This window comes from Paenibacillus thiaminolyticus (genome assembly GCF_007066085.1).
In the GTDB taxonomy this organism is placed as follows: Bacteria; Bacillota; Bacilli; order Paenibacillales; family Paenibacillaceae; genus Paenibacillus_B; species Paenibacillus_B thiaminolyticus.
Genome location: NZ_CP041405.1, coordinates 2772772 through 2788532, shown reverse-complemented (window position 1 = coordinate 2788532; position 15761 = coordinate 2772772). Strand labels below are relative to the sequence as shown.

Annotated in this window: 17 protein-coding genes; 14 read left to right on the top strand and 3 right to left on the bottom strand. The window is 59.8% G+C overall.

The genetic code is table 11. From position 1 onward, the window contains the following. Positions 1-69: 69 nt before the first annotated feature. A complete protein-coding gene (locus FLT43_RS12570; RefSeq protein ID WP_087444596.1) occupies positions 70-1221 on the bottom strand; it encodes a virulence factor in 1152 nt (383 codons plus the stop codon). Between the two features lie 491 nt (positions 1222-1712). Here FLT43_RS12570 and FLT43_RS12565 point away from each other — a divergent pair, with 491 nt between their 5' ends. Further along, entirely contained in the window at positions 1713-2678 is a 966-nt protein-coding gene (locus FLT43_RS12565; RefSeq protein ID WP_087444597.1) for an MBL fold metallo-hydrolase, read from the top strand. Positions 2679-2837: 159 nt separating this feature from the next. Here the strand turns inward: FLT43_RS12565 and rsgA are convergent, their stop codons facing one another. After that, entirely contained in the window at positions 2838-4004 is a 1167-nt protein-coding gene (rsgA, locus tag FLT43_RS12560) for a ribosome small subunit-dependent GTPase A (protein WP_244194354.1), read from the bottom strand. Positions 4005-4452: 448 nt separating this feature from the next. On the opposite strand from rsgA, the gene FLT43_RS12555 reads away from it, so the two are divergent. After that, entirely contained in the window at positions 4453-6084 is a 1632-nt protein-coding gene (locus FLT43_RS12555; protein WP_087444598.1) for an ABC-F family ATP-binding cassette domain-containing protein, read from the top strand. An 87-nt stretch (positions 6085-6171) separates the two neighbouring features. Here the strand turns inward: FLT43_RS12555 and FLT43_RS12550 are convergent, their stop codons facing one another. Beyond that, positions 6172-6633, bottom strand: a complete 462-nt coding sequence (locus tag FLT43_RS12550) for an ArpU family phage packaging/lysis transcriptional regulator (RefSeq protein WP_087444599.1) — start codon at positions 6631-6633, stop codon at positions 6172-6174. A 393-nt stretch (positions 6634-7026) separates the two neighbouring features. On the opposite strand from FLT43_RS12550, the gene FLT43_RS12545 reads away from it, so the two are divergent. The 12 genes from FLT43_RS12545 to FLT43_RS12490 all read left to right on the top strand — a co-directional run bounded on the left by FLT43_RS12545 (position 7027) and on the right by FLT43_RS12490 (position 15681). Beyond that, entirely contained in the window at positions 7027-7503 is a 477-nt protein-coding gene (locus FLT43_RS12545) for a hypothetical protein (protein ID WP_087444600.1), read from the top strand. Next, positions 7503-8501 carry a DUF3383 family protein gene (locus FLT43_RS12540; protein WP_087444601.1) on the top strand — a complete coding sequence of 333 codons (999 nt, stop codon included), beginning with the start codon at positions 7503-7505 and terminating at the stop codon, positions 8499-8501. The genes FLT43_RS12545 and FLT43_RS12540 overlap by 1 nt, the downstream gene beginning before the upstream one ends. 124 nt (positions 8502-8625) lie before the next feature. Beyond that, on the top strand, positions 8626-9030 hold the full coding sequence (locus FLT43_RS12535; protein ID WP_087444602.1) for a phage structural protein: 405 nt from the start codon (positions 8626-8628) through the stop codon (positions 9028-9030). Positions 9031-9063: 33 nt separating this feature from the next. Then, positions 9064-9348: a hypothetical protein gene (locus tag FLT43_RS12530; protein WP_087444603.1), complete on the top strand. Its 285-nt coding sequence runs from the start codon at positions 9064-9066 to the stop codon at positions 9346-9348. Positions 9349-9512: 164 nt separating this feature from the next. Next, a complete protein-coding gene (locus tag FLT43_RS12525) occupies positions 9513-11264 on the top strand; it encodes a hypothetical protein (protein ID WP_087444604.1) in 1752 nt (583 codons plus the stop codon). Positions 11265-11301: 37 nt separating this feature from the next. Next, positions 11302-12048, top strand: coding sequence for a LysM peptidoglycan-binding domain-containing protein (locus FLT43_RS12520; RefSeq protein ID WP_087445387.1), 747 nt, complete (start codon positions 11302-11304; stop codon positions 12046-12048). Between the two features lie 60 nt (positions 12049-12108). Further along, positions 12109-12429 carry a phage baseplate plug family protein gene (locus FLT43_RS12515; protein ID WP_087444605.1) on the top strand — a complete coding sequence of 107 codons (321 nt, stop codon included), beginning with the start codon at positions 12109-12111 and terminating at the stop codon, positions 12427-12429. Beyond that, a complete protein-coding gene (locus FLT43_RS12510) occupies positions 12413-13207 on the top strand; it encodes a phage protein (RefSeq protein ID WP_087444606.1) in 795 nt (264 codons plus the stop codon). The genes FLT43_RS12515 and FLT43_RS12510 overlap by 17 nt, the downstream gene beginning before the upstream one ends. 49 nt (positions 13208-13256) lie before the next feature. Then, positions 13257-13529, top strand: coding sequence for a hypothetical protein (locus FLT43_RS12505; protein ID WP_087444607.1), 273 nt, complete (start codon positions 13257-13259; stop codon positions 13527-13529). Next, the gene (locus FLT43_RS12500; RefSeq protein ID WP_087444608.1) at positions 13526-13894 is read left to right on the top strand and encodes a DUF2634 domain-containing protein; all 369 of its coding nucleotides are present in this window, start codon (positions 13526-13528) and stop codon (positions 13892-13894) included. The genes FLT43_RS12505 and FLT43_RS12500 overlap by 4 nt, the downstream gene beginning before the upstream one ends. Further along, entirely contained in the window at positions 13866-15050 is a 1185-nt protein-coding gene (locus FLT43_RS12495) for a baseplate J/gp47 family protein (protein WP_087444609.1), read from the top strand. The genes FLT43_RS12500 and FLT43_RS12495 overlap by 29 nt, the downstream gene beginning before the upstream one ends. Next, positions 15043-15681 carry a hypothetical protein gene (locus FLT43_RS12490; protein WP_087444610.1) on the top strand — a complete coding sequence of 213 codons (639 nt, stop codon included), beginning with the start codon at positions 15043-15045 and terminating at the stop codon, positions 15679-15681. The genes FLT43_RS12495 and FLT43_RS12490 overlap by 8 nt, the downstream gene beginning before the upstream one ends. Positions 15682-15761: the final 80 nt, after the last annotated feature.

Sequence of the window (15761 nt, the reverse complement as noted above, 5' to 3'; positions counted from 1 at the left end):
CCTGAAAGGGAGATACCCCGCCGTTCCGTTATTCCTTTGTCTGCTGAACCGCTGCAGCCCTGCTTCGTGTCAGGCCCGTTCGGCTTCGGATTGCTCGCGCAGGCGGGCCATCTGCTGCCAGACGGTGCCGACCGCTTCCTCGCCGGAGCGGATTCGTTCCAGCGCCATACGCGCCTGCAGCGCGACCTCGAACTCGCTGTCGTTCGCCGCTTCCTCTAGCGCCGGCACGGCCCGTTCGTCTCCCGCTTCGTAGAGGAAGCGGGCCGCGCGCCAGCGGACCAGCTTGTTCTTGTCCTGCAACGCTTCGATCATCGGCTCGATCGCCGCCGGATCGCCGATATCGGACAAGGTGTCCCCTGCTGTGCGGCGGACGCTGACTGAGGCATCGCGCAGCGCTTCGAACAGCAGCGGCAGGCATTCTGCCGTCTTGATCTCGCCCAGATAGACGACCGTCAGGCGTCGAATCTGGCTCTGCGGGTCGCGGAGCGTCTCCGCGAGCAGCGGCAGTCGGCTGGCCTCCGGCTCCATCCGATCCAGCGCCGCATAGCGCACGCGCCAATCGCTGTCCTTCAGGCGCGCGGCCAGCTCTTCCTCCGTGAGCTCGCGGCGCTCCTCGATGAACGGCTCATCGCTCTTGGCCTTCTCGATCGCCTGACGCACGAGCGAAGCGAGCCGCTCCTCCGGATACGCGGCTTCAAGCTCCTGCTCCACCTCGCGCGCGATATCCGCCAGCTCGCCGTAGCGAATGCCGTAGTCGCTCAGCTTGCGTTCCTTGATCAAGGTGGCGCTGGCGACCTCGGTAACGGCCTTCACGAAGCGCTCGGACAGACCGACGCGCTCCTCACGGTTGTCCGCCTGCACCCGAATCTGCATCGGAATGCCGCGGAAATATTGAACATAGACCTGCGCCTCTCCGAAGGAGGTCCAGGCCGACCATTCCTCGCCCTGTCCGCTCTCTTCCTGCGGCTGTCCGAAAATGTCGCGCACGTCGGCCAGGATGCGGGCCCAATCGGCATTCGGATAACGATCCAGCGCGATGAAGTCCGCGGTATGAAAGACGCTCTTCACGCCGTCGATATCGAGCAGCTGCCCGATGATCGGCGGCGCGGAGCGGCGATTATCTTCAGAGTAGGTTCGCCGTACGCCCGCCGGCAGCGTCTCATCCAGATGAAGCTTCATGGAATTCGGACTCGGCGTCGGTTCGATTGTGATCAATTGCATTGACGGCACCTCCTGTATCATTCTGGTATGTCTCCATTGTACATGAAGGCATAGCCGGGAACAATCCGGGTCCTTAGACAAGTATTTTGTGAGAACGGGAGGTTGGAACGGGCCGCTTTGAGTTAAAAATAGAGATAGGCGCTCGGCGGCATCGGCATGCGGCATCGGCATGCGGCAACCGGCATGCGGTGACCGCCGTGCCGCCGTGGGCATTCGCTGTTTTTGCAGGACGGGAATAGACCGCACTGCGGCGCGCGCATACGATAGAGGCAGACAGCGCCTGGCCGCGTGCGGCGCGCATGGAAGCGGGGGCGGCCGATCCGGTTAAGGAACGCTGACCGGCAGCAAGGCCGCGGGGTGAATTGGAGTTCGCCGGACCGATTTGTTATTCTAGTACGAGAATGGAATTTTTCTTGCCCGGCCCCTTCCTTGCTGCTGCACGTCCGAACGGCAAGGCTTACGAATACTTGGTGTGCAAATGAGGTGGTGCCATGAAGCGCTATTACACGAATATGGACAATGTCTCGACAGAAAAAGCTTGGAAGCAATTCCGGCGTTGGCGCGCCGAACGCAAAGTGCGGCTGAAGCAGAAAGATTATTCTTATGTCGTTCCGCAAGTGAAGCCGGATCTCGCCAGACTTCATAACAATGATGGCGCCCTGGCCATCACCTGGATCGGGCATTCCACCTTCCTGCTGCAAATGGGAGGATTGAATATCGTCACGGATCCGGTATGGGCGGAGAGCATGGCGATGGAGAAGCGATTGTCTCCTCCCGGCATTCCAATTGATCAGATGCCGCCGGTTGATGTCATTCTCATCTCGCACTCCCATTATGATCATTTGCATATGGGCTCGCTTCGCAAGCTGGTAAGCCCGCGCACGCTGCTGGTCGTGCCGGGAGGGCTCAAGGCGAAGATGGTGCGCAAAGGCTTCCCGCAGACGGTCGAGCTCGAATGGTGGATGGAGCTCATGATCGGCTCCGTGCGGGTGACCTTCGTGCCGGCCCAGCATTGGACGCGGCGGACGCTTGCAGATATGAACCGCTCACACTGGGGCGGGTATGTGCTGGAACAGCTGGATTTCGAAGCCGTGGGGACGGGAGAGCGGCCGCCTGCGAAGGAGACGGTTTATTTTGCCGGGGACAGCGGATATTTCCGGGGCTTCCGGGAGATTGGCCGCCGCTTCGCTATCGATGTCGCGCTGATGCCGATTGGCGCCTACGAGCCGGAGTGGTTCATGTCCCGTCAGCATGTGACCCCGGAGGAAGCGCTGCAGGCATTCGAGGATGTCGGCGCGAAGCTGATGATCCCGATGCACTACGGCGCCTTCAAGCTGGCCGATGACACGCCGAAGGAAGCGCTCGATCGGCTGGAAGCGGAGCGGCTGCGGCGGAGCCTTGATGAGTCGCAAGTAAGGCTGCTGGCGCTCGGGGAGACGTGGCGCGGAGGAGAATAGAAGTGCAATTCATGCAAAAAAAGCCATTTGCCAAGGCGCTGCGCCTGGGGCAGATGGCTTTGTTGATCTTGGAGCGGGCATTGCCCGTCCAGCGAGCGGGAAGGCGAAGCCGCCCGCAGTACGGACGGGCCGCTCCGCGGACGGACGAGGCGCTCCCGCCTAGCGACGCTTGTCCGGCTTCCTCGCGCCCTTCATCTCCAGGCGACGCAAGCGGATTGTCTCCTCCCGGCGCATCCGGGCCTCTTCCCGCAGCAGCTTCCGGTAGCTGGCGAGGCGGCCCGCTGCCAGCTCGCCGGAGGCGATCACAGCGTTCACCGCGCAGCCCGGCTCGTCGCCGTGCGCGCAGTCGTGGAAGCGGCAGGCGGCCGCCAAGGTCTCGATGTCCTCGAAGGCCGAGGACAAGCCGTCATGGTCGGCGGCGGTCATGCCGACCTCGCGCATGCCGGGCGTGTCAATGAGCCACGCCCCGCCTTCGAGCGGCAGCAGCTCGCGGTGCGTCGTCGTGTGCCGCCCTTTGTTGTCGCTGGCGCGCACCTCCTGCGTGGCCATCCGTTCGCCGCCGGCAAGCGCATTGGCGAGCGTCGACTTGCCCACGCCGGACGAGCCGACGAGCACGACCGTCGTGCCCGGGGCAAGCCGGGCGCGCAGACGTTCCAAGCCGGCGCCGGTCAGCGCGGACACCGTGAACACGTCGGTGCCCGGGGCGGCGAGCTCGGCCTGCGTGATGAAGGCGTCCGCATCGTCGGCCGCATCGGCCTTCGTGAGCACGATGCAAGGCACGGCGCCGCTATCCCAGGCGAGCGCGGCGAAGCGCTCCAGCCGGCGCGGCTCGAAGTCGGAGGTCATCGATGTGACGAGCAGCGCCACATCGGCGTTCGCGGCCACGACCTGCGCCTCCGGGCGGCTGCCGGCGACCTTGCGCGCGAAGAGGCTGCGTCGCGGCAGCACGCCCGCGATCGTCGCGCGGCCTTCCGCGGGCCGCGGCGCAGCGGCAACCCAATCGCCGACGGCCGGCCAATCGGCCGGGGCCGTCATCTGGTTGCGCGCCTGGCCGGATACCTCGGCGAGCCATTCGCTGCCGTCGGGGCCGGCGATGCGGTACAGATGCTTGTGCGCGAGCAAGACGCGCGCTGGCACCAGTCCGCCCGCATAGCGGCGCTGAGCGGCTTCGTTGAGCCCGTTCAACCAGTGGCTCCACGTCTCGGCCCAGCGGCTGTCCCAGCCGAGTCCGGCCAGCGCATCGCTGCCCATGGCAGTTCCATTCATTTCGTTTCGTTGTTGATTGCGGTCATTATGGATGTTGCAATAGCTGTCGGTTTCGTTCAAGCCTGATATCTCCTTCGGTGCGGTCGATGCCGCATAAAATGAACTTGCGTTGCAGTACCAACGATGTCCCCATGAAGGGACAAACGACGTAGCGGCAGCAAGTTCGGGAGCACGGTATCAGGCGGGCCGACGCTTGGGGTTAGAGTTGAATCATGCCGAAGCGCCGGGCGCTTGCTCGTTCCTCCCGAACGTTATATACAGATGGATTCACCATATAACATCCCTCGCTTTCTTTTACAGATAGATACATTATATAGGAAAAAAAGCCGCCGATATAGTCCCCTGGCATATTTATCCGAACATCTCGGGAACGGCGAAGGGTACGGGAGGACAATTCGTCAGATTCAGATACCAGGGGCGTCATTGCGCAGGAAGCGGGCATAACCGGCCATAGTGTGCTATAATAATCATTTGAATGATAAATCGCGTGTTAAAGGACGGGAATGCCATGATTAGTACGACCGGCGTTACGCTCCGATACGGCAAGCGGCCTTTGTTCGAGGATGTGAACATCAAGTTCACTCCGGGCAATTGCTACGGTCTTATCGGCGCGAACGGAGCAGGTAAATCGACATTTCTTAAAATATTATCCGGCGAAATCGAGCCTACCAACGGGGAGGTTCACATTACTCCGGGAGACCGCATGTCCGTATTGAAGCAGAACCATTATGAATACGATGAATTTGCGGTGCTGGAGACTGTAATTATGGGTCACCAGCGGCTGTACAGCATTATGAAGGAGAAAGACGCGCTCTACGCGAAGGCCGACTTCAGCGAAGAGGACGGCATGCGCGCGGGCGAGCTGGAAGGCGAATTCGCCGAGCTGAACGGCTGGGAAGCTGAAGCGGATGCGGCCGAACTGCTTATCGGGCTGGGCATTCCGAAGAATCTCCACGACGACAAAATGTCGGAGCTGGACGGCAACCAGAAGGTCCGCGTCCTGCTGGCGCAGGCCCTGTTCGGACGCCCGAACATCCTGCTGCTTGACGAGCCGACGAACCATCTGGATCTGGAGTCGATCAACTGGCTGGAGCATTTTCTGATGGATTATGAAGGCACCGTCATCGTCGTATCCCACGATCGTCACTTCTTGAACAAGGTGTGCACGAATATCGCCGATATCGACTTCGGCAAGATTCAGCTGTATGCGGGGAACTACGATTTCTGGTATGAGTCGAGCCAGCTGGCGTTGAAGATGGCGCGCGACCAGAACAAGAAGAAGGAAGAGAAGATCAAAGAGCTGCAGACGTTCATTCAGCGCTTCAGCGCGAACGCGTCCAAGTCTAAGCAGGCGACCGCCCGCAAAAAAATGCTCGACAAGATCACGCTCGACGACATCCGTCCGTCGAACCGGAAATATCCGTTCATCAACTTCAAGTCCGAACGGGAAGCAGGCAAGCAATTGCTCACGATCGAAGGCCTCACCAAGACGGTTGATGGCGAGAAGGTGCTCGATAATCTGCATCTCGTCGTGAACAAAGGCGACAAGATCGCGTTCGTCGGACCGAACGGCTTGGCGAAGACGACGCTGTTCCAGATTTTGATGGGCGAGCTGGAGCCGGATGCCGGCACGTTCAGCTGGGGCGTGACGACGTCGCAAGCGTATTTCCCGAAGGATAACTCGGCTTATTTCGACGGGGTGGAAGACAACCTGGTCGATTGGCTGCGCCAATATTCGAAGGATCAGGACGAGACGTTCCTGCGCGGCTTCCTGGGCCGCATGCTCTTCTCCGGCGAAGAGGCATTGAAGAAGGCGAGCGTCCTGTCCGGGGGCGAGAAGGTGCGCTGCATGCTCTCGAAAATGATGATGGCGGGCGCGAACGTGCTCATCCTTGACGAGCCGACGAACCACTTGGATCTGGAATCCATCACCGCGCTCAACAACGGTCTGATCGACTTCGACGGCACGATGCTGTTCACGTCGCATGACCATCAATTCGTGCAGACGATCGCGAACCGCATCGTCGAGATTACGCCGAATGGCATCATCGACCGCGTGACGACGTTCGACGAGTACCTCGACAGCGACGAGATCAAAGGCTTGCGCGAGCAGATGTATCCGAAGGAGAGCAAGAAGTAAGCCTCCATGAAAAAGAAAGGCCCGGACGACCTGGGAAACCAGGCGGTCCGGGCTTATTTGTTGTTGTATTCTTCCCCTGGCGAGCCTTTATCCGCTATGACCCGGGAACACATACTGGAACGCGTGCAGCAGCTTCTGGAACGCCCGCTTGCGGATATGGCCGTACGTGACCGCGCTGATTGGCGGATCGAAGGCGAAGCTGTACACGTTCGTGTCCGTGACGCGCGCCCCTTTCATATAGCGCTCGCGAATGAGGAGCTGCTCGTCCGGCTCCAGTTGGTCGACGAGCGATTCGATCACTTCGCAGAAGGCGAGACATTCGTTCGCCTTGTCCGCATTATGCGCAGCGATACTGCCGGTCGGATCGCCGACCCGGTTCGTCGCGCCGTGCTCCTTCGCTTCATATTTCATCGTGACCGCCGCTTCCCGCACCGCATACCGCATTACTTTACACATCCGGTATTTCGCAAAAGTCTCCTCCATGAACCGCTTGGCCGCCTTCGGATCGAAGGAATCGAACGAAGGGATAGTGAATTGCCGGTCTTCCATATAGATTGTCCTCCTCCATAATCGGTTGCGATATATCCTTGTCTTATGAAAATGAGCCTGCCGATTCTGCGCCTCCTGCCGTCAGACCCATGAATAGATGAGAATATACTCATTATACCACAAAACAAGAACAAATGTTCGTTAATTTATTTAAAATAACGTTTTATAAATACTGTTGCTATTCTATAAAAATACGATAAAACAAACATGTGTTCCCCGTATTATAATGCTATTGTGGACGAGTTGAGCAGAAGGGACACGCAATCGGCGGACGACAGGTGCGGGCAAAGAAGCCAGAGGCACCGAATTTTCCCTTGTTCTGCTCCTCGCTCCGCAATAATGCCGGCATTGCTGCCGGTTTTTTTATTGCCGATGAGAGGGGGGAGAGACGGCTTGATTGTGTATCGCGATTATTTCGAGCAGTGGCTGCAGCCGCTGGCGGAGTCCGCGGGACTTCCGCTCGAACCGCTGCCGCTGCAGGCGTCCGCGGAAGAGCAGGCGCCAGACGGGGCCAGGCTGCTGTATCGCGTGTCCGTGCCCTATGCGGATCGTTCGCAGCGGCACCGGGATATGACCGGGCCGTTGACCAGGCTGGTCGAGATGGAATGGCAGCTGGTCTGGTGTTCGCCCGATCCGTGGACGGCGATGGAGCAATGCCGCCAAGCGATCGGCTGGCTCTGGACTGAAGGCGCAGACAAGCTGGAAGGCCTGTCGGCCGCGCTGGTTCATGTCAGCGACGCGCAATGGGTGGCGGAACCGGTTCACGGACTGGAGATTCGCGTTCGGTTGCGCATGCGGGATTCGTTCGCCCGGACAAGTCCCGGCCATATTGAGAAGGTTCATATGACATTGAAGGAGATGAAGGAATAATGACGATCCAGGATGTTCAAGTGACGATTGATTTGCAAAAGCCGACAGGACGGTTGTCCTTCGGCATGCCGCTCATTCTCGGCAAGAAGGCGGGAGGATCGGCTTATAAGGAGTACGGCGATCTGAAGGCCGTTCAGGCGGACTTCGCCGAATCGACGGCGGAGTACAAGATGGCCGCGGCTCTGTTCGGCCAAGGGGACCGTTCTCCGGCCCGCATCGCGATTGCGGCATGCGATGAGCAGGAAAACGCGGAGGAGCGCCTCCGTTCCGTTATGGATATGGGCTGGTACTATCTGCTCTCCCCTGACAACAGCGAAGCAACGGTTACGGCGTTGGCTCAGGAGCTGGAGAAGGAGGACTACCGCCTGTTCGTGACGCGGGTGTCCGACAAGACGAAGCTGCAAGCGTTGAAGGCCGCCGGGTTCAATCGCACGGTCGCGTTCTATCATACCGATGCCAGCGCCTACCCGGATGCCGCGCTCGTCGGCTCGGTAGGCTCCGCGGATGTCGGTTCCGTGACCTGGAAATTCAAGACCTGCACCGGCATCGCTCCATTGAAGCTGACCGCCGGGGAATTGATGGAGATTCATGACGGCGGCGCGATTACGTATGTGAACAAGCAGGGTGAAGCCCGCACGTCCGAAGGCAAGACGCTGTCAGGCGAATATATCGATGTCATTATGGCGCGCGACTATGTTCGTGCCCGCATGGAAATGCAGATTCAGCATCTGCTCAATCAATCCAGCAAAATTCCATATACGGACGCAGGCATCGCGCAAATCGAGAGCACGGTGATCAATGTGCTGCTGGAGTCGTTCCGTATGGGCATCATTGCCGCGGATGACAGCGGCGAGCCGCTGTTCGGCACCTCCTTCCTGCTTCGCAACCAGGTCGATCCGGGCGATCGCGCGAACCGCGAATACCGCGGCGGCTCGTTCTGGTTCGAGATTGCCGGAGCGGTGCATCAGGTGAAGGTGAACGGCGTCATCCGTTTCTAGGAATGGCAGGTCAGAAAGACCGATTGCCGAACACCGGCCTTTTTGAACACGACTGAACAACCGCTTTTGATCCCAAAGCATCCTTGCGGGTAAAAAATATTGAATTTAAGGAAGGTGCACATTCATGAGTATCGGCATTTATGATGCGAAGCAAGTGTCCGTCGTCATTAACGGCGAGTATATTACGGGATTCGGCGAGAATACCTTCGTCTCCTGCGAAAAGGACGAGGAGCAGAGCGTGGCTCATGTCGGCGCGCGCGGCGAGGTGGCGATTGCGCACAAAAATAATCCGCTCGGCACGATTAAGCTGACGCTGATGTCGACGTCGCCGCAGATTGTCCTGCTGCATCGTCTGGCACGCGAGAAGAAGCTGTTCTCGATCTGGGTGAAATCCAACAACGAGCCGGGCGAAACGATCGGGGGCACGCAGGCGATCGTGAAAAAGCTGCCGGCTGCCGCTTACGGCTCGGAGCTGGAGGATCGCGAATTTGAAATTCAAGTGCTGGATTATACGCATCGGGTGAACTAATTTCCATATTGGGATTCGGAAAGGGTGAATGAAGTGAGCAAGCAACAGACGGTAACGATCGAGCAAGAGGAATATGTGCTGCAGCATCCGGGCGCCCGCGCCCTGATGCGGCTCTATGATGTGGCGCTCAAAGCAGACGGGGGATGGAAGCTGGAGCCGTCGATGGACTTTTTCCTCCAGCATGTCATTGTGTCTCCGCGCCTGAGCTGGGAAGCGCTTGAAGAGAAGACCGACATCATGACGCCGCTTTGGCTCGAATGCGCGCGCTTCCTGGGCATGGTGGACACGCCCTTGGAATCCGAATCATCCGACGTATAGACATTCCATCTCCCGCAATCCGCTCCGGCAATTGTTCTGGCGTGTCGTCCTGAACAGCCGGGGCGGCATTACGTATGCGGAAGCGAGCGGCATGAGCATCGAGGAATTATGCGAGGCTGCCGCAGCTATGGAATGGATGTACGGGACAGGAGGGGGGCAAGTCAATGGATGATCGGATCACCAAAAATGTGCACCGCGAGCTGCGCACGATGAACGGCAAGCTGGATGAGGTTGGCTCCGTGTTCCGGATGATGACGGATAGCATGCAGGAGCAGATCGCGGAGATGAAGCGCGCCGCCAGACCGAAGCGGGGCGGACCCGCCCTGGCGACCGGCGGCATCGCGTCGGACGTGAAGTCGATCGCGAATATGATGCGAAGACAGGCCTCGATCCGCTCAGGAGGGCCGAGCCTCGCGCATGCGGTCCAGCCGAATGGGTTGGGGCAGCAGTTGTCCGCTTCACTGGCCGCGGTTCAGAGCACGACGGTCGTGGTGCAAGGCCCGGCGAAAGCGGAGGACAAGAAGCCAGGGAATGAGGAGAAATCGTACTGGCAACAAGCCCTTGAATTCGCAAAAACCGCCCAAGATTATGTCTATGCCGCGAGCGATAGCATCAAGAAAGTAAAAGGTGTCATTGATAATGTGAATTATGTGAAAAAGCTGTTCACCGGAGAATCCGGCGGCAGCCAATGCAAATGCTGCTGCTGCCAGGGTGGAGGAGGCATCTCGTCCGGCCTCGCGGGAGAAGCCGGGGGAAGGGACAAAAAGAAGAACAAGAAAAAGCGGGGAGGGGGCAAGTCCGGCAAGAAGAAGCGAGGCGGCTCAGGCCAAAGCGGCCGCGAAGGTTCGCAGCGGCAGAAGGAGCTTGGCAAGGCTGCCGCGCCGACCAAGGACGGGACCGCCGCGCCGCCGGGCAAAGGCGGTACAGGCGTGCCGCCAGCCAAAGGCGCTCCGGCCGCGTCGCCAACCAAAAGCGGTCCCGCTACTCCGCCAACTGCAGGCGGAACGGCCGCCCCGCTAACAACCGCCGCGACGCCCCCTTCGGCTCCGCAAGGCACAGCGCCATCCAGTACGTCGGGCAAGGTCACACCTGCCAAGCCGAAGCGGGGCCTTTTGAAAAAAGTCGGAAAATGGGGCACGGTAGCTGCCATAGCAGGCGACTTCGCCTTGAACATGTTCGGCCGCAAGAAGGAAGAGAAAGAGGAATCGGATGGCGGCGAATATGCGATCACGGCCGCCCAGACGACGGCGGAGACCGTGCAATCAGTTCAAGCCGCCACCGGGACGATGGCGGAGATCGCCACTTCGACATCAACCGCATCGGATGTCGGCAAGGCTGCGTCCGCCGCCAAGAAGACGGGCTGGTTCGGCAAGCTGCTGAAAGGTGCCCGTACCGTGAGTAAGGCGACGAGGTTTCTGCGCTTTACGCCGGCCGGATTTTTGGGCGGGCTTGCTTTGGATGCCGGGTTGTGGGCGGCAGAGAAGTTTTTGCTTCCAAAAGAGGAGGAACAGCCCGCCGCCGCGCCTGACGTGAACAAGCTGAGCGTGCAAAGCCAGATATCCGCCACGACGGTTGCTGCGGGTACGTACCGGCCAATGGCAGATGCCTCTATCGCGTTCGCCCCGTCTGGTCCATTACAGGCCCCTGTTCCTTATAGCAGCCAGGGAAATGCTGGTCCGCCTCTTCCGGCCGGGAACCGGAGCGGCTTCGATGTCACGGCGAACAGCAACGTGGTCATGAATCTGAATGTGAACGGCTATATCGATATGCGGATGATCGAGGAGATCAAGCGGATTGCGCGGGAGCAATTCGACGCATCGTTCCGTTCGTTCGAGCGGAGCATCGCGAGCAAGCTGCCGCCGCCGAAGCCAATGCCGAAGCCGGTCGTTGCGGAAGGAGGCATGATGTCCTATTAGTACGCGGAAAAGCAAGTTGGGCGGAGTCGAGCTGTTCGTGATTTCCGAGGAACCGGAATACTCGGTGCAGGTAAGCAGCCATAACATCGAGAAGGGCGGCATGGTTACCGACCATGTGCAGAGGGAGACGGTGAGCCTGCATTTGGAAGGCTTGCTGATCGGGCCGCAGGCCTCGAACTACCGGCATCGGCTCGTCACCGCGATGAATGAAGGGAAGCTGCTGCAGTATAGCGGCCGCAATATGCTGCTGAATTGCGTCATTACGAGTCTGCGGACGACGCATGATAACTCGATCGCGAACGGCATGTCGTTCGCGATGACCTTGAAGCAGGTCAATCTCGTCAAGATTGCGTATGACAAGCTCCCGCCGAAGCGGAAAGCAGCCGTCAAGCCGAAGAGCCGCTCCGGCAAGCGGAATACGGCTTACCGGCCGAAGCCGGACGTTCATGTCGTGCGCCCCGGCCAATCGGTCAAAGATATCGCGGCCTACTACCAGGTCAGCGAAGCGGGGATTCGGGCCGGAATGAAGCTATCCGGCATGCCGGGCATCGCGCAGGCGGGCATGATCGTGGCGCTGCAGACCGGGAAGAAATTACTGTCCAACCAGAGCAAGACGAAGGCGAAGGGCGATCCGATCCGGATGTATCGCGTTCAGCCCGGCGACAGTTGGCCGTCGATCGCCAAGCAATTCGGAATCAGCGTAACGGCATTGCACGCCCTGAATTTCAAAAGGGTCAGCACCTATATGAGTCCGCCGCCAGGGACGGTTATTCGCGTCAAATGACGCGAACCCATTGGGAGAGCCCGTTCCGCTTAGGTGGCGGCGCCGGAAAGGGGGAGAAGCATGGCAATTATCCGGATCGACAAAGATCTGATTCCCTATTCCTTCGATATGGACCTGGGGGAACGAACATACACGTTCGAAGTGCGCTACAATGCGGCGCATGATTATTTTACGGTGGATCTGTCCGAAGGGGATAAGCCGCTGGCGCTCGGCGTGAAGCTCGTGTGGGGGATGCCCTTGTTCGAGAGCATGGAGACGCGCGACTTCCCGCTGGAGGTCATCGTGCCGTATGGCGACAATCCGGGAGAGTTGATTACTTGGGACACGCTGGGGCAGTCTGTGCACCTTCATTTGGGGGATGACGATGGAATACTTATATAACCGGGGCTGCGAGATTCTGATCGGCGGATACCGCTTCACCTACGGAGACTTGACGATGCAGGTCATCGCCGACTTCGACGACGGCAAGGAGCCGAGCGAGTCGACGGTGGAGATCTACAATTTGTCCAAGCATACGCTGGCGAATATTCGGACCGGCATGCGCGTCATCGTGAACGCGGGGTACGGCAAAGACCTTGGCACGGTGCTCCAGGGCCGCATCGTGGAGGTGCGGACGAAGCGGGAGCAGACCGAGCGGATCACGACGATTCAAGTGAAGGATGACGTAGCGGTCTCCATCTATGAGATGGCGCATACGTACCGCCCAGGGACGAAGGCGAGCGAGATCATTCACGATCTCCTGACGCGGGCGCAGATTCCGCATGGACCGGTAGATTTGGAATCGGATTATGCCTATATGAAGGGCTTTATTATGAAGGGCGACCCGGTGGACGCGATTCGCCGCGCGGCTTCCGCCTGCAAGACCGGCGTTTATACGCGGCAGGGAAAGCTTTATTTTCAGGCTCAGGGCAAGGGGGGCGGCGGAGGCTCCATCGTCAGGCTGTCGCCGAAGAGCGGCTTGATCGGCAGTCCGCAGTCCTATGAGGAGAACAAGGAGGCCGGGGTCCGGGCGACATCGCTTCTGAACTACCGGCTGCATGCGGGCGCGCAGATCCGGCTCGTCAGCGAAGAGTTCGAGGGCGTGTACAAGGTGAAGCGGGGCAAGCATACGGTGTCGGCAGAACAATTTTTGACCGAGGTGGATTTGGTCAAAATCTAGGCGGTTGTCATTTTGGTGAAATTGGAGTTGGAGAAGGAGGTGGCGCGCATTGGGAACGAATCGGGCGGTCGGCGCCCTGGAGGCCTGGATCGATCATAAGATGTCCGGCACGGCGGGTGCGCAGATCGGCACGGTTGTCAGCCTGGCATCGGGGACGGCGGATGTGGAGCTGGACGGGGAAGCCGGCCTCATCCGTTATCAGCTCCCGCTGGTGGAGCAGGCTCCGGACATCGTGATCGAGCAGGGAAGCCGCGTCCTCGTCGTGTTCACCGAGGCGGGCCAGAACGGCGGCGTCATTGTCGGAAAGGTGGCGGGGTCATGAGAACATGGGCGCTCCATGAAGGAGATATTCGGGTAACCGATGGAGATATCGTCTGGATCGACGGGCGCGAGGAACTGGCGCAAGCGGTTCGCGTTCGGCTGAGCACCCGCTTGGGCGAATATTTTTTGGCGCCGGATATGGGGCTTGATCATGAGCGGCTCGTCGGCAAGCAGGTAAGCGAAGACAGTATTCGCGAGGCGATCATGCGCTGCATCGCGGATGAACCGCGCGTGCAATCGGTGGAAGAGGTCGCCGTGGAGTGGGATGCGCATTCGCGCGCCGTGCAGGCGCATGTCTGGATGACGAGCGCGGACGGAGAGGAGGTTGAGCTTGTCTATGCTGACAGAAGCGGGATTGAAGCGTAAGACGTATCACGAGATTTATGAGGAACTGGTGGCCGGCGTCAGCAAACGGCTGGGCCAGGATATCAATATGTCGGAGACGTCGCCCCTCGGCATGATGATGCAGGTGTTCGCCTGGCATTTGGCGGAGCTGTGGGAGGATGTCGAGCAGGTGTACCACGAGTCGTACATTCAATATGCGACAGGCGTCCAATTGGATGCCCTGGCCGTGTTCTACGGTCTGCGGCGGAAGCTGGAGCAGGCCGCGCATGGGCGTATTCAGATTACCGGAACCGCGAATTATACGGTGCAGCCGGGATTGCAGGTCGGCACCAAGTCGGGGGTCTGGTTCACGACGGACGAGGCTTGCGCGCTGGATGAGAGCGGCACGGGTGAGGTCACGGTGACGGCGATTGTGCCGGGCAGCAGCGGCAACGTTCCGGCTGGCTCGGTTACGGAGCTGCTTACTTCGGTGAAGGAGATTGCGGCGATCACGAATCCGGATAGCATGACCGACGGACGCGAGCGGGAAAATGACACCGAATTCCGCGATCGGCTGCGGGCGGCCCGGGATGGCAGCCATGCCGCCACGGTGGATGCGATCGTATCGGCTCTGCTGCAGCTTCCGGAGGTGAAGTCGGCGGCCGTACGCGTGAACGATACGATGGAGACGAACGCGGAAGGCGTTCCGCCGAAGTCGATTCGCGCCTATGTGCATGGCGGGCAGTCGGAGCAGATTGCACGGACCCTTTTCGAGAAAAAGGCGGCCGGCATCGGCACCGATGGCACGGAGAGTGTCAAGGTGCGGGATGTGAGCGGGAACGAGCATGAGGTCCGCTTCAGCCGCATGAAGCTGCTGGATGCGCATGTGGAAGCTGTCGTCAAGGCGGGGCCATCGTTCCCTGCTCGCGGCGAGGACGACATCATCACCGCGATCGCGCAATATATCGGCGGCGTCGGCGCGGATCGGCAGGATTATACGGGCCTGCCGCAAGGCTCGCGCATCGTGTATAGCCGCCTGCTGGCGGCGATTCAGAACGTGGACGGCGTCGAAGAAGTAAGCGAATTGAAGGTGAAGCTGGGCACGGGCGAATGGGCAAGCGGCAACGTGGATATTCCGCTCTACGAGGTAGCCCGCGTGGCGCCGGAGCGGATTAAGGTGGCGGTAAGCGATGAATAAGCTGCATGACGTGATGGCGCTGCTGCCGGATATCATCGCCAAGGAAGACAGCCGCTTCGCCCAGCTTGTGAGCGTCTGGGTCGAACAGATGAACGAGATTCGCGCCACGGTGGAGCGCATCTCCGCCTGGAAAAGCATCGAGCAGGCGGAAGGGGCCGCGCTGGATGACATCGGCGGCAATCTAGGCCAACCCCGCGGGCAGGCGACCGATGAGATTTACCGCATCCTGCTGCGTTCGAAGCTGGCCCGCATGAATGCGAGCGGGGATATCGATTCCATCATCGGCGTGCTGGCCTTGGCCCTCAATGCCGATCCGTCGGTTCTGGCGATCCGGGAGAAGCAGAACGACGCCCATGATCCCGAGCCCGCGGCGATTCAGGTCGTCAAGGTTCCTTACGAGCAGTTGAACCGCGTCGGCATGAGCCCGGCGCAGTTCGTCCGTCTCGTCCAAAGCGTCACCTCCGCCGGCGTCCGCGTGGCGCAGGTGGATCTGTCAGGGACGTTCGAGTTGTCGTCCGTGGCGGACAAGCCGGAGCAGAGCGAGCATGGGCTGGCCGATGAAGCGATGACCGTCGGCGGCACGCTCGGGGATGTGTATACGCCGGGGCATGATTACCCGATTCCGGTGTAGGAGAGGCTCTAGCCTATATTTTTGTACGAGGAAAGCAGATTCTTGAAATGTTCTGAAACTTTTTCAATATATTCGATGTG